Below are 14,254 nucleotides of genomic sequence, written 5' to 3' on the forward strand. Positions count from 1 at the left end.
AGTTTAGCGACTTTATGAACTTAAAGAAAAATAAAAGACAGCTTGTCTGGGGTTTAAATCTGCTTGCATCGATGATGTATGGCAGCTTTACTCATGCGCAGAGCATCAGCTTTCAGGACGCTGAACGTCAGTTGTTGCAAAATTCTTATAGCAGCCAAGCCTATCAAAGTCTGGAGCAGGCCTCAAAACTTGAAGCTGAAGCAGTGAAAGGTATAGGTCTGCCACGAGTCGACCTGAATGTTCGTGCGTATGCCTTTCATAATGAACTCGATCTGCCTTTGGGTGCATTAAAAAATAATTTAGAGCAATCCTTAACGGATGGTGTCAATAATAGAATTGATGAACTGAACTTAGGGGGTCTGGCTGACCCACTAAAAAATAGCTTAAGACAACCTATTCAAAATGGAGTTGGCTTAATTCCTGATAGTTCGAATGTCGTACTGGATGATCAGGTGATTCGCCCGACGGTTTCAATCATGATGCCGCTTTATACTGGTGGACTGACAAGCAGCGCCAAAGAAATCGCCAATATTCAGGTCGGTCGTAGTCAGCTCAGCAACAAACAGCAGCAAGACACGCAGCGTTTTGAACTGATTCAAAGTTATTTCAATTTGCAGCTTCAAAAGCAACTGCATGCAGCTGCGCTGTTTAACCTGAATGCCATGCAGCAGCATTATCGCAATGCCTTAAAGATGGAACAGCAAGGTTTTATCAGTAAAGGCCAGCGCATGCAGTTTGAAGTGGCACGCAATAATGCCGAGCGCAGTCAGCAAAATACGCAGGCCAATTTGAATGCTGCCCTGTTCCAGCTGAATAATCTGCTTCAAGAAAGTAGCATCACCGAACTTTCGACGCCTTTATTTGTCAATAAAACCGAGCCACAGGCCTTAAATCATCTGCTAAAAACTTTTAGTCAAAACTCTGCGTTGATTCAAAAAATGCAGCTGGATACTCAATTGGCTCAAGCCAATGTCAAAGCCCAGCAAGCAGCGAAAAAACCGAATGTTTTTGCTTTTGGTGAATATAGTCTGGATCAAAATGAAAACTGGATTGTCGGAGTTGCCGCACGCTATAACCTGTTTTCCGGGATCGATAAAAACAAAAATATTCAGGCTGCCGAACTCAAACGCTCTGCCACAGAATTTCTCACTGCACGCACCCAGCAGGAAATTGAAAATCTGATTTATAAATCTTATAGCGAAGCACTCAGTGCACAGCAAAGTGATGCGCTTCTGGCACAAAACTTGAAAGCCGCACAGGAAAATTTACGCATCCAAGAATTGTCCTTTAAAGAAGATATGGGCACCGCCATACAGGTCATCGATGCACAAAATATGCTGAGCGGACTACGAGCCGAAACTGCCTTGAATGCTTACAAATATGTGATGTCACTGGCCACACTATTACAAAGCCATGGCTCGATTGCAGAATTTCCGAACTACATCCAACATACCAATACTCACTATATTCGCTAATGGAGCCGAACATGAACGAAGATCAAAAATCCAATGATCCTGTGAATGAAGCGGCTTCATCCAGCGATACAGAAAAATCTCCTGTGCAACAGGTAGAAACTAAAACTGAAATAGAAAACAACGCGACGACTTCGACCGAGCAACAACAAGCTCCTGAAATCGCTAAAAAGAAAAAATATTTATTGCTCGCCCTGATTCCAGTTCTGCTGGCAGTCATCGCTTTTGGATTGTGGAAAAGCTACCAACCGGCTCCGCTTGAATTGCAGGGTCGTGTAGAAGCTGAAACAGTTCAGGTGGCGACCAAAGTGCCAAGCCGTATTGAAGAAATTTATGTAGAAGAAGGTCAGCGGGTCAAAAAAGGCGATGTGCTGGTGCGCTTAAACAGCCCGGAAATTCAGGCCAAAAAACAGCAAGCCGCAGCGGCTTTACAATCTGCGCTGGCCTTACAATCGACTGCTGAACGTGGCTCGCAAGAAGAAAATATCGCCAGCCTGTATGCCAACTGGCAATCGCTGAAAGCACAGCAAAATTTAGCCAAAGTTTCTTATGAGCGTGGTGCAAATTTATTTAAGGAAGGTGTGATTTCACGCCAGCGCCGTGATGAATTGTATGCAGCCAGTCAATCAGCGGCACAAATGACAGAAGCAGCGTATCAGCAATACGCACGTGCCAAACGTGGCAGCACCTCGCAGCAAAAGAGTTCTGCCGATGCACAAGTAGATATTGCCCAGGCTGCGCTGGATGAAGCCAATGCATTAGAGGCAGAAACCCAATTAGTAGCACCTGTAAACGGAACGGTGTCTAAAACCTATGGCAAAGTCTCGGAGCTGGTAGCCACCGCAGTCCCTGTGGTCAGTCTGATTGAAGATCAAATGTGGGTGAGCCTGAATATTCGTGAAGATCAATATGCCCCATTTCAAAAAATGAGCAGTATTGAAGGTTATATTCCTGCCCTAGATAAAACCGCCACTTTTAAAATCAAGCAGATCAGTGCTGAAGGTGAATTTGCCACCATTAAAACCACACGCCAAACCGGCGGCTATGATGTGCGAAGTTTTAAGCTGCATCTTGTGCCCACACCAGCGATTCCTGAACTGAAAGTTGGGATGAGCGTGTTATTTAAACTGAAAGAGACCCGATAATGTGGACGGGTATATGGCGCGAACTGCGCTATCTGCTCCGAGAAAAATGGGATCTGTGTCTAGTCACGCTCGCACCTGCACTGGTGATTATTTTATTCAGCAGCATGTTTGCTCAAGGGAAACCGGATCATTTACCGATTGCGATTATTGATCAAGACCAGAGTGCGCTGAGTCAAAGCATTTATCAGCATGTGGCGCTGAATCATACTCTTAAAATTGCTACAGTGTCGGAACAAACAGCTGAGATTGAGCGCCTACTGAATCAAAATAAAATTTGGGGTTATATCCATATTCCAAGCGGTGCCGAGCAACGTCTGGTTCGTGCCCGGGATGCTGACATCAGTATTGCCTTTAACCAGAGTTATTTCAGTATCGGAAATACCATCTCCTCTGCCATGCTGGTTAGTACCCTACAAGCACTGGCTGAATTTGGCGGACAGCAATATCTGGGCAACCGACTGCCTTCTCTCGAAGCACCGTCACCGCATATCAAAATATCGCCGCTGTATAATCCACAACTGAATTATGAATTCTATCTGGAACCCTATGTCATTCCGGCAATTCTGCATTTACTGCTGTGTTGTTGTGTGGCATTTTCCGTCGGTCAGGAACTGAAGCGACAGACCTTAACAAGCTGGCTCAGCAACTCATCCATCTGGATGGCATTGCTGTCTAAGAACCTGGTCTATGTGGCTATTTTTAGTGTGTGGACCTGGGTCTGGATGTTCTGGCTGATTGAAATTCGCGGCTGGTTTGTTGCCGGCTCGCTCGCCCTGATTCTATCGGCACAATTTCTGCTATATAGCGCCTATGCATTTTTAAGCAGTGCAGTGGTTCTGGCGACCAAAGATTTAAGTAAATCTTTCGGCCTCATTGCGGTCTATGGGGGTTCATCTTTGAGCTTTGCCGGTGTGACCCTACCTTTAAATAATGCGCCCCTGTTCACCCAGTTTTGGGCCAATATTATTCCGTTTACGCCCTATGCCAAATTACAAACTGAACAATGGGTGATTGGTAGTCCATTGCATATTTCACTGCAAGCTGGATTAATGCTGCTGGTCTATGCTTTGGTTTATGCTCTGCTGGCTTATCTGTTTCTTAAAAAAATAGCCAAAGGAGCAGTCCAATGAAATCCCTTTGGTTTTACTATCTACAAAGCTTCAAAGATATTGTCAGTCACGGTACGATCTTTACCACGCTGATTCTATCTGTCTTGTTTTACAGCTTTTTTTATCCAACTGCTTATCAGGCGCAGCAGGCTGAAGCCTTACCGATTATCATTGTCGATGAAGAACAAAGTAGCTTAAGCACCCGCATTATTGGTCAGGTGGCACAAAGCCCCAATGTCGAAATTCAGGCGATTACCGGAAATTTTGCCGAAGCCAAACAATGGATGGAATCTCAAAAAGCCGATGGAATTTTACTGCTGCCGGACAATTTATCGCAAAGCTTAAGGCATGGTGAAACAGGCGGAATTGGACTGTATTTAAGCACGGCCAACTTTTTAGTGACCAAACAAATTGGTCTGGGCTTAGCCACATCGGTTGAGCAAACGTTGGCAGACTATACTGAACGCTTTGGCAAGGTCTCGGATTTTTCACCGGCCCTTTCTGTGCATCAAATTCCTTTATTTAATCCGCTGTCCGGCTATGGCAGTTATGTCTTTCCTGCGGTTGCACCTTTAATTATTCACCAAACCATTCTTTTGGGTTTGAGTATGCTGATTTTAGTATATCGGGAAAGAAAAGTAGAATTAAACGCAAATGCATTGATTGGGATGTGTTTAGCGGTCTTTACTATTGGCTGTCTGGGATGTTTCTATTTATTCGGTTTTAGCTTCTGGCTATTTGATTATCCACGCGGTGGCAACCTTCTCGGGATGCTACTGGCTGTTCCAGTTTTTATCTACACGATAATGGGCATGACCTGCCTATTTGCCAGTTTTCTGGATCTGCCGGAACGTGCGGGGCATGTCATTGTATTCACTTCTATTCCGCTGTTCTTTTTATCTGGTGCGGCCTGGCCGCATGCCGCCATGCCCATCTGGATGCAAGTCGTTGGCGAAATCCTGCCTTCCACCCAAATTGTGCAGATGTTTATTCAACTCAATCAAATGGGTGTGCCTACAGAGCTAGTCTTGCCTAAACTGCTCTATCTTGGAATGATCGGTAGCTTGTGCTTTTTCCTGGCTTATCGACGTTTAATTTCTGGTCATCAAAGCAGATAGAGCATTATAGCAATGCTCCTATTCCACTTATTTACTCGATTCGCCAAAGACTTGAATATTGAAATTACGAATCTTGTTGCTACCATTCGGCGTGTCAAAACTCACATCATACTGAACCAGATTCTCCGGATAGGCAATTTCATAGCTGACCTTATATTGCCCAAGCTGATTGGTTGCTTCTTCAATCTCTTTGGTCATTAAAGTCTTAGACTTGTATTCACCTTGAGGAATTGAACGTGAAAAGCGTTTCATCAGCTTTTCATTATCCTTAAACTGGGTTTGCAACTGCGGTTCTAACTGATCCAGAAATTCCTCATATTTCCCGTCACGCAAATCCTCATAGGCTAGCTGTGCCGCCTTTTCCTGTTCAGGACTCGGATCCGGAATATTGTCCATTGAATTACAGCCACTCAATGCAACCGCTGCTGCCAACAACATTAATTTGGTTTTCATCGCTTACCCTTATGCAGTCAAGGTTTATAAAAAAGGACGCCGAAGCGCCCTTTTTATCAGTAAAAAACTTATTCTTCTACTGAATTTTCACCGTCTTTTTCCACTTGCTCAGTTTCAGCAACTGCATCCGTTTCAGCCACTAAAGATTCTGCACCTTCAATCGCTTCAACAAACTCGTCTTCTTCAACAGCTTCAATTGAAACCACGCCGACCAGCAATTCGTCATTACCTAGGCGGATCAGACGAACACCCTGTGCGTTACGACCGGTTTGCGCCACTTCAGATGCACGGGTACGAACCAGTGTACCGCCATCAGAGATTAGCATCAGTTCTTTAGAAGCATCGATGGCAACAGCGCCCACCAATTGACCGTTACGTTCAGAGGTCTTGATCGCAATCACGCCCTTACCGCCACGTTTCTTGGTCGGGAAGTCGTCTACTGGAGTACGTTTACCATAACCGTTTTCAGATGCACACAGTACTTCGCCAGTTTCAGGTACAACCACCAGTGATACGATTCGGCTAATCAATGCTGAATCTGAACCATCTTCGTCATCAGACTCGATCTCAGTTTCGTCATTTTCTTCTAGCTGTGCAGCTGCACCAATGGTCACGCGCATACCACGTACACCTTTGGCAGAACGGCCCATTGAACGTACATCAGTCTCTGCGAAGCGAATGGCTTTACCTTCGTTCGAGAACAACATGATTTGCTGTTCGCCATCAGTAATCGCTACACCAATCAAGGTATCATCGCCATTCAGCTCAATCGCACGTAAACCGTTTGAACGAACATTTGAGAACTGTTCAAGCTCTACACGTTTAATCGTACCGTATTCGGTTGCCATAAACACATAGAAGTTTTTACGTACCGCTTCAGCCTGCTGAGCAAAGTCATTGATGATGTCATCATCAAGGTCTGTTGCAGAAAGCTCCAAGCCCAACTGTTTCAATTGAATACGCAATGCATCAGAAATATCATCCGCACCATCTTCAGATTCTGTCAGCGCTGCTTCAAGCTCGGCAAAATGAGCATTGATCACTTCATTGGCTTGCAACTGCGCTGCATTGGCTTTGACAAATGCCTTGAAGTCAGCCAGACGTTCTTTGAATTTCTTCGGCGCGTCAATCACAGGCAAAATCGCAGTAATGGTCTCGTTTTCATCCAGTGGCAACAAATTCACCATTGGGCGACCTTTGGCACCACGTGAGGCTTGCGGCACTTCATAGACTTTCAGACGATAGACCTTACCAACGTTGGTAAAGCAAAGTACCGTCGCATGACTTGACGTTACAATCAGATGTTGAATGTAATCATCTTCTTTCATGCTGGTCGCAGACTTACCACGGCCACCACGACGCTGTGCAGCGTAGTCAGACAATGGTTGAGTTTTCGCATAACCTGATTTCGATACCGTCAGCACCATTTGCTCTTCAGGAATCAGATCTTCACGAGAGAAATCGATACGTGACTCGACAATCGACGTTTTACGTGCATCGCCATACTGCTGAAGAATTAATGCCAGCTCTTCACGAATGACATTCATCAACAGATTAAAGTCATTCAAAATTGCAGTCAGTTCAGCAATTTGTGACAGGATTTCACTATATTCAGCATGTAACTTGTCTTGTTCCAGACCAGTTAAACGATGCAAGCGAAGTTCCATAATTGCATTCACCTGGGTTGGTGACAAACGATAAATCTCGCCATCCAAACCAAATGGGCGACTTGGGTCTTCACCTTCAATCTCATCCGGACGCACAGAAACTGAACCGGCTTTTTCCAACAAGGCCAAAACACCGCCACCTGCCCACTCACCTGCCTGCAAACGCTCACGCGCTTCAGCCGGATTTGCAGAACTCTTGATGGTTTCGATGATGGCATCAATATTTGCCAGAGCAACGGTTAAACCTTCCAAGATATGACCACGTTCACGCGCTTTGCGTAATTCGAACATGGTACGACGCGTGACTACTTCCTGACGGTGACGGATAAACGCGGCAATGATGTCTTTCAGGTTCATCAATTTTGGTTGGCCATTGTCCAGGCAAACCATATTGATGCTGAAAGAGTTTTCAAGTTGCGTGTTCTGGAACAGGTTGTTCACGATCACTTCAGCGTTTTCACCGCGCTTCAGGTCAATCGCGATACGCATACCGTCTTTGTCAGACTCGTCACGAAGCTCTGAAATGCCTTCCAGTTTTTTCTCTTTGACCAGTTCAGCAATACGCTCAATGGTTTTTGCTTTATTGACCTGATATGGAATTTCAGTGAAGACAATCGTGGTACGGCCATTCTTCGGATCTTCTTCGAAATGGTACTTACCACGGATATGCAAACGGCCCTTACCGGTACGGTATGCATCGACGATGCCTGATTTACCGTAAATGATACCGCCTGTCGGGAAATCCGGACCAGAAATATGTTCCATCAACCCTTCGATACTGATCTGAGGATCATTAGCATAGGCCAGACACGCATTCACCACTTCAGTCATGTTATGCGGCGCCATATTGGTCGCCATACCGACTGCAATACCGGTAACACCATTAATCAATAAGTTCGGTACACGGGTTGGCATGACTTGAGGAATACGCTCAGAGCCATCGTAGTTGTCTTCCCACTCGACGGTATCTTTTTCAAGATCCGCTAACAGTTCGTGGGTCAGTTTACGCATACGTACTTCGGTATAACGCATGGCTGCTGCGCTATCGCCATCGACCGAACCGAAGTTACCTTGACCATCAACCAATTGGTAACGCAAGCTGAAATCTTGCGCCATACGTACAATGGTTTCGTATACGGCAGAATCACCATGCGGGTGATATTTACCGATCACGTCACCGACTACACGTGCAGACTTTTTATAAGCTTTGTTATAGTCATTGCCTAATTCGTGCATTGCGAAAAGCACACGACGATGAACAGGTTTTAAACCATCTCGTACATCGGGCAATGCACGTGACACAATCACGCTCATCGCATAATCGAGATATGAGCTTTTAAGTTCATCCTCAATGGCAATCGGTCTAATTTCCGATACGCTCATGCATACTCCTTATTCTACAAGCCAATTTTGGCTTGTATTTATATGTCGTAAAACTAGCAAAATCATTAACTCAAACGACTGAGTTAAAAACTAAAATACAGCCCTAAATTATAGCATAAACACTTGTATTTTTGTGTCGAAATATTCAGCTTAACCTTGTTAATTATCTTCATTTTAGTGATCATTTTCTTGTTATTTCAAAACCGAAAATCAGCGCATCCAGACAGGATTTTTCAATACCCAAAATTTTGAGAAATACAGGAGTACAAAAACAAAATGCGCCAATCAACTGGCGCATCTTCATCGTTTTTTCTATATTTTTATTGTGCCTGGTTCAGTACTTTACGATAGCTCAGCACGGCCACAATCAATAAAACTGGCAATAACATTTCTACCCCTTCCTCAATGGTCATAATCATGATTTGAGTATGTGGCACCAACTGGATGCCGAATTCTTCTTTCAGGGTTGAAGTCGTGCGATCGAGCACTTTGCTCAGTCCGCCACAGGCAATGGTGAGAAAGATAAAAAAATGTGCAATATTCCTCTGTACACGACAAAAATAGATAACTCATTGAAATAATGTCATAATAATTGTTTTCTAACGACGAATACTATGACACATCTCAATGAGTTATATCTTATCTTAAACAAATATCTAAAATGGAACAAGTCACATTTAAAGTGCTTTGCGCTCATCATGCTTGTGATTATTTTAAAGCAAACATGTAATCTTTCTTCTGCATCTAAAGCCTTGCCCATCAAGTGCTTACCACAATCATTTTATCGACGTATGCAGCGCTTCTTTGCAGGTCAGTATTTTGATTATCGTCAAATTTCTCAGTTGATTTTCAATATGTTTTCATTCGACCAAGTGCAACTGACTTTAGATAGAACCAATTGGAAATGGGGAAAACGAAATATTAATATCCTGATGCTCGCAATCGTTTATCGTGGAATAGCGATACCTATCCTTTGGACATTGCTTAATAAACGTGGAAATTCAGATACGAAAGAGCGTATTGCTTTGATTCAACGCTTTATAGCCATTTTTGGTAAAGACCGTATTGTGAATGTGTTCGCAGACAGAGAGTTTATCGGTGAGCAGTGGTTTACATGGTTAATTGAACAAGACATCAACTTCTGCATTCGTGTTAAAAAAACTTCATTGTCACCAATCATTTAGGAAAGAATCATAAAATTAGTGATTTATTTCGCCATCTTAAAGTTGGTCAAATTGAATGTCGTAAACGACGGATTTTGGTTGGTCGGGTGAAACTATATATAAGTGCACTACAGTTAGAAAATGGAGAGCTTTTACTCGTCGTTTCTCCTCAGTTTAATGCCAATGCTATTCAGGATTATGCATTACGCTGGGAAATTGAAACCTTATTCAGTTGTCTCAAAGGACGCGGGTTTAATCTTGAAAATACGCGCTTGACAGACCCTAGACGAGTGAAAAAATTGATTGCGGTGTTAGCTATAAGCTTCTGTTGGTGTTACTTAACGGGTGAATGGCAACATGATCAAAAAAAAGCGATAAAAATAAAGAAGCATGGACGACTCTCAATGAGTTTATTTCGCTATGGTTTAGACTATGTTCAAATGGCGATTCAGCGTTTAATTGGTTTTGGGAAAAAAGAAGAGTTTAAGGAAATTTTGGCAATTTTAAGAAGGCAGAACCCTGATAGGATAAGGGTTCTGTGAAATTTGTCGTGTACAGAGGCAATATTCAAAGAATTCTTCATGCTTCGTATGGTTTGAACCAGCTTTTTCGCCAGTACCAGAAAGACAAAAATAATGCCGAGCAATAAAATAAATCCGAGCAGCTTATCCATGAGCGGAATTTCAGCACTGCGATAGAAATTAGTTTTGATAAAACTCATTTCAAACACCTGCTTATGGAAATCCATTTCCCGTAATCCCAACAATGTCGCTGCTATAGCCGTAAACACTCGGGTATTAGGTTTGATTTCAACATTAAGCAAACACAGCACTGCCAGCAAGTACCATAACCATGGACTCATGACTTCAAAAGCGCCTGATTCACTAAATAAATACTGAGTTACCGAAGCTGGTGCATTCAGGGCAGTATGAATACAAATACCCAGATAAAGCGCAATCAGCAAAAAACTAATAAACAGGATATGGGCGGCTTTGGAAAAGGACATGATTAAAAACAGGAGAAAAAGCAAACCGGGATTTTATCACTTTTCATGCAAATGAAATACTCTAGTTTCGACTGCCGAGTATTTTTAAAATTTTTGCATAAAAAAACGCCCCTGAGCAAAGCAGCAAGTATTCACTTACTGCCTGCGCAAGAGCGTTTTTGAACCCGATTCAGGAATTAGATTTTAGAAACCAATTCTGGAATTACAGTGTTCAAATCACCAACTAACCAGTAGTCAGCAACTGCATTGATTGGCGCTTCTTCGTCTTTGTTGATCGCAACGATCACTTTAGATTCTTTCATACCCGCCAAATGCTGAATCGCACCAGAGATACCTACCGCGATGTACAGGTCAGGTGCAACGATTTTACCAGTTTGACCCACTTGCATATCGTTTGGTACGAAGCCAGCATCTACCGCAGCACGTGATGCACCTTGAGCAGCACCAAGCTTGTCGGCCAATGGATCAAGGATCTTGTGATAGTTCTCACCAGAACCTACACCACGACCACCAGAAACCACAATACGTGCAGCTGTCAGTTCAGGACGTTCAGATTTTACGATTTCTTCGTTGATAAACTTAGAAATACCCACATCACCCGTAGACGCAGCAGCTTCAACAGCAGCAGAACCGCCCTCAGCAGCTACAGCATCAAATGCCGTACCACGAACAGTCGCCAATACGATGTTTTCGCCTGATTCTACAGTCGCAATTGCGTTACCTGCATAGATCGGACGTTTGAAACTCTTAGGACCATCTACCGCGATAATGTCAGTAATCATGCTTACGTCAAGAAGCGCAGCTGCACGTGGTAAAATGTTTTTACCAGTTGTTGTAGAAGCAGCAAGGATATGTGTATAGCCTTTACCTAATTCAGCAACAAGTTTAGCCACGTTTTCAGCCAATTGGTTTGCATAAGCAGCGTCATCAGCAAGTAATACTTTGCTTACGCCCGCAACTTTAGCCGCCTGGTCAGCAACTGCCTGAGCGCCAGAACCAGCAACCAATACAGTGATATCACCACCGATTTTTTGCGCCGCAGCAACAACGTTTAAAGTAGCAGCGTTTAATGCTTTGTTGTCGTGCTCAGCGATAACTAAAATACTCATGATTTTTATCCTTCTGTATTAGATCACTTTCGCTTCGTTTTTCAATTTTTCTACAAGCTCGTCTACAGACTTCACTTGTACGCCAGCTTTACGCTCTGCAGGTGATTCAACTTTCACTGTCTTCAGTTTAGTTGCAGGGTTTACACCGAAATCTGCAGGTGACTTGGTATCAAGCGGTTTTTTACGCGCTTTCATGATGTTTGGAAGTGCCGCATAACGAGGCTCGTTCAAACGCAAGTCAGTGGTAATGATTGCTGGAAGTGTCAGTTCAACAGTTTGTAAACCACCGTCTACTTCACGTGTTACTTGTACTTTATCGCCATCTACTTTCACTTCAGAAGCGAATGTACCTTGACCTGCACCCATTAGAGCGCCAAGCATCTGACCGACCTGATTCGAGTCATCATCAATTGCTTGCTTACCCAGAAGGATCAATTGTGGTTGTTCAGCGTCAACAACGCCTTTCAGAATTTTAGCGATTTCCAGCGCACCCAGTTGGCTGTCATCAGCTTCAACCAGGATACCGCGGTCAGCACCAAGCGCCATTGCAGAACGGATCTGTTCTTGGGCTTCTTTAGGACCAATAGAAACAACAATGATTTCTGAAACAGTTCCTTTTTCTTTTAAACGAACCGCTTCTTCCACTGCGATTTCACAGAATGGATTAATTGACATTTTAACGTTAGTTAAGTCAACACCACTGTTGTCCGGTTTAACACGAACTTTAACGTTGGCATCAACCACACGTTTTACAGCAACAAGAGCCTTCATGTAATCCTCGGCTGTTTTAGCAAATGTAAATGTTGAGAAAAGTTAGTGTAACTCTTCACTTAAATTTTTTTAGGTGCCCTATCTTGCAATGTGTACGGCATTTCGGTCAAGTCACAATTCAACAAAGAGCTGTAAAAATGCGTAATTTTCCCTGAACGATGCGTTCACAATTAATTGTTATCGTTTTATTACAATGAAATCTATCAATATTTACTTAAAATTTAACCATTGATTTATATTATTTTTTTATCTGATTAATCACATCAGAAGTTTTGATTGATCACATTTAATTTAAATTGATTTAAAGCAGCTTGCAGCAAAACAGCCGGAATATACGTATGTCAGCTTTTGTCATTTTGGACAGAACTTTTTTTGAGAGCGAATTAAACCTAATATAAAGACAAATTGACCAAATAATAAACCAGCGCATTGAATTCTACGCCGACAAAGTGAATATTTAATTTCAAATCTTCACAATTATAAAAAAAGCATACTGCGAACAGTATGCTTCTTTGCAATCCGATTAATTAATGATTAACCAGCTTGCGGCAAGTGCCAGTAAACCACCAGAAGTTCCATCTACCCATTTTTGTTTACGTTCATCCATTTGGGTTTTTTGGCTGATTTTGCTGAACAAAATACTTAAGCTACAATACACTACAAAAATCAGACTGATAAAAATAAAGGACAGGATCAAACCTTGGCTGACAGTATTGGCTGATTTATCAATAAACTGCGGCAAAATCGCAAAATAAATCAACATGCCTTTCGGATTTAACAGCGCAGTAAAAAAACCTTTTTTAATCGGATTGGCTGAGGTCTTTTTCTCAATGTTCAGCGCATTTTTACTGAATACCGATTTGAGCAAACCAAAGGCCAAATACAGCAGATAAGCAATTCCAAGCCAGCGAATCGTTTCAAACAGCACCGGAAAAGAGACAATAATAGCCGCAATCCCGAGTGCTACCAGAATAGAATGCACCAGATAACCGCAACACACCCCTAAGGTTGCCATCATGCCTGCTTTTGCATCTTTACCCATCACTTGAGACAGGATAAATAACATATCGGGTCCAGGCGTAAAAATCAGGGGAAGCACGGTCAGTGCAAAGAGTACAAATACAGACATTTCCTTTTCCTTTCAAACTCCAGAAAGTGAAATAAGTATCTGCGATTTTTTACAAAATTGGCTTTCAATTTATTTTATAATAAGTATTATTTTTCGAATATTATTCTAATTTATGAAAATATCCACCAATTCTATGCGGGTAAAACTTGATCGAATTGATAAAAATATCATTCGACATTTACAGGCCAATGGCCGTATTCAGAATAATGATCTGGCACGTGAAATCGGACTTTCACCTTCGTCCTGTTTACGCCGGGTGAAATTACTGGAAGATGCAGGCGTCATTCAGAATTACACGACTATTGTCGATCAACAAAAAATTGGTTTTCAGTTGATTTTATTTTCACGCATCTGGCTGGTCGGTCAGGATGCCGAAACTATTGATACCTTTATTGAGGCAATGAAAGAACTGCCTCAGGTGATGGAGTGCTACATTATTTTGGGGGAAAGTGATGCGATGCTGAAAGTCGTGGTACCTGATCTGGAAAGTTACCGTAAATTTCAGTCCACACATCTAACCAAAAAAAATGGTATTACCAGTGTCAAAACAGATTTACCCAGCCAGATTATTAAACAGAGTTTCCAGCTACCTTTAGAAGATTTATAGACAAACTGATTTTAGATAACGAAGCTATGTTCTTAATTTGCGGTTTAAATAATCGTAGCTTGCTGAAACTATAACCTGTGCTGCAAGCGCATAGATTACAAGTTCTACTATAAGAAAAGGTT

General features: G+C 42.6%; 11 protein-coding genes and 2 pseudogenes. 6 read left to right on the plus strand and 7 right to left on the minus strand.

The genetic code is table 11. The annotated features are described in order from the left end of the window. Positions 1 to 14 precede the first annotated feature (14 nt). Genes F891_RS10800 through F891_RS10815 form a run of 4 tightly spaced genes read left to right on the plus strand, consistent with a single transcriptional unit; the run spans position 15 to position 4,844 of the window. The gene (locus F891_RS10800; protein ID WP_005263500.1) at positions 15 to 1,475 is read left to right on the plus strand and encodes a TolC family protein; all 1,461 of its coding nucleotides are present in this window, start codon (positions 15 to 17) and stop codon (positions 1,473 to 1,475) included. 11 nt (positions 1,476 to 1,486) lie between these two features. After that, positions 1,487 to 2,617: an HlyD family secretion protein gene (locus F891_RS10805; RefSeq protein ID WP_005263501.1), complete on the plus strand. Its 1,131-nt coding sequence runs from the start codon at positions 1,487 to 1,489 to the stop codon at positions 2,615 to 2,617. Further along, positions 2,617 to 3,747: an ABC transporter permease gene (locus F891_RS10810; protein WP_005100756.1), complete on the plus strand. Its 1,131-nt coding sequence runs from the start codon at positions 2,617 to 2,619 to the stop codon at positions 3,745 to 3,747. Before F891_RS10805 ends, F891_RS10810 begins: the two co-directional genes overlap by 1 nt. Beyond that, the gene (locus F891_RS10815) at positions 3,744 to 4,844 is read left to right on the plus strand and encodes an ABC transporter permease (RefSeq protein ID WP_005263502.1); all 1,101 of its coding nucleotides are present in this window, start codon (positions 3,744 to 3,746) and stop codon (positions 4,842 to 4,844) included. Before F891_RS10810 ends, F891_RS10815 begins: the two co-directional genes overlap by 4 nt. A 27-nt stretch (positions 4,845 to 4,871) precedes the next feature. Here the strand turns inward: F891_RS10815 and F891_RS10820 are convergent, their stop codons facing one another. The 3 genes and pseudogenes from F891_RS10820 to F891_RS17850 form a co-directional block, all read right to left on the minus strand. Beyond that, positions 4,872 to 5,297: a hypothetical protein gene (locus tag F891_RS10820; RefSeq protein ID WP_004731792.1), complete on the minus strand. Its 426-nt coding sequence runs from the start codon at positions 5,295 to 5,297 to the stop codon at positions 4,872 to 4,874. A gap of 68 nt (positions 5,298 to 5,365) precedes the next feature. After that, a complete protein-coding gene (gyrA, locus tag F891_RS10825; protein ID WP_004731794.1) occupies positions 5,366 to 8,347 on the minus strand; it encodes a DNA gyrase subunit A in 2,982 nt (993 codons plus the stop codon). A 320-nt stretch (positions 8,348 to 8,667) separates the two neighbouring features. Next, a pseudogene (locus F891_RS17850) lies at positions 8,668 to 8,889 on the minus strand (hypothetical protein); the annotation flags it as partial. Between the two features lie 72 nt (positions 8,890 to 8,961). Here F891_RS17850 and F891_RS17490 point away from each other — a divergent pair. Further along, a protein-coding gene (locus F891_RS17490; protein ID WP_085940413.1) for an IS4-like element ISAba1 family transposase occupies positions 8,962 to 10,052 on the plus strand; the annotation gives its coding sequence in 2 pieces (ribosomal slippage) (positions 8,962 to 9,502 and positions 9,502 to 10,052; 1,092 coding nt in all). A 17-nt stretch (positions 10,053 to 10,069) separates the two neighbouring features. On the opposite strand, the pseudogene F891_RS10840 reads toward F891_RS17490, so the two are convergent. The 4 genes and pseudogenes from F891_RS10840 to F891_RS10855 form a co-directional block, all read right to left on the minus strand. Then, positions 10,070 to 10,516 (minus strand): annotated as a pseudogene (locus tag F891_RS10840) (hypothetical protein); the annotation flags it as partial. 176 nt (positions 10,517 to 10,692) lie between these two features. Beyond that, positions 10,693 to 11,625 carry an FAD-binding protein gene (locus F891_RS10845; RefSeq protein WP_005263505.1) on the minus strand — a complete coding sequence of 311 codons (933 nt, stop codon included), beginning with the start codon at positions 11,623 to 11,625 and terminating at the stop codon, positions 10,693 to 10,695. Positions 11,626 to 11,643: 18 nt separating this feature from the next. Continuing rightward, positions 11,644 to 12,396: an electron transfer flavoprotein subunit beta/FixA family protein gene (locus F891_RS10850; RefSeq protein WP_004731799.1), complete on the minus strand. Its 753-nt coding sequence runs from the start codon at positions 12,394 to 12,396 to the stop codon at positions 11,644 to 11,646. Positions 12,397 to 12,919: 523 nt separating this feature from the next. Further along, a complete protein-coding gene (locus F891_RS10855) occupies positions 12,920 to 13,525 on the minus strand; it encodes a LysE family translocator (protein ID WP_004731800.1) in 606 nt (201 codons plus the stop codon). A gap of 112 nt (positions 13,526 to 13,637) precedes the next feature. Here F891_RS10855 and F891_RS10860 point away from each other — a divergent pair, with 112 nt between their 5' ends. Further along, on the plus strand, positions 13,638 to 14,132 hold the full coding sequence (locus F891_RS10860; protein WP_034439461.1) for an Lrp/AsnC family transcriptional regulator: 495 nt from the start codon (positions 13,638 to 13,640) through the stop codon (positions 14,130 to 14,132). Positions 14,133 to 14,254 lie beyond the last annotated feature (122 nt).

The sequence above is a fragment of the Acinetobacter sp. CIP 101966 genome, from assembly GCF_000369725.1.
GTDB classification, from domain to species: domain Bacteria; phylum Pseudomonadota; class Gammaproteobacteria; order Pseudomonadales; family Moraxellaceae; genus Acinetobacter; species Acinetobacter lwoffii_Q.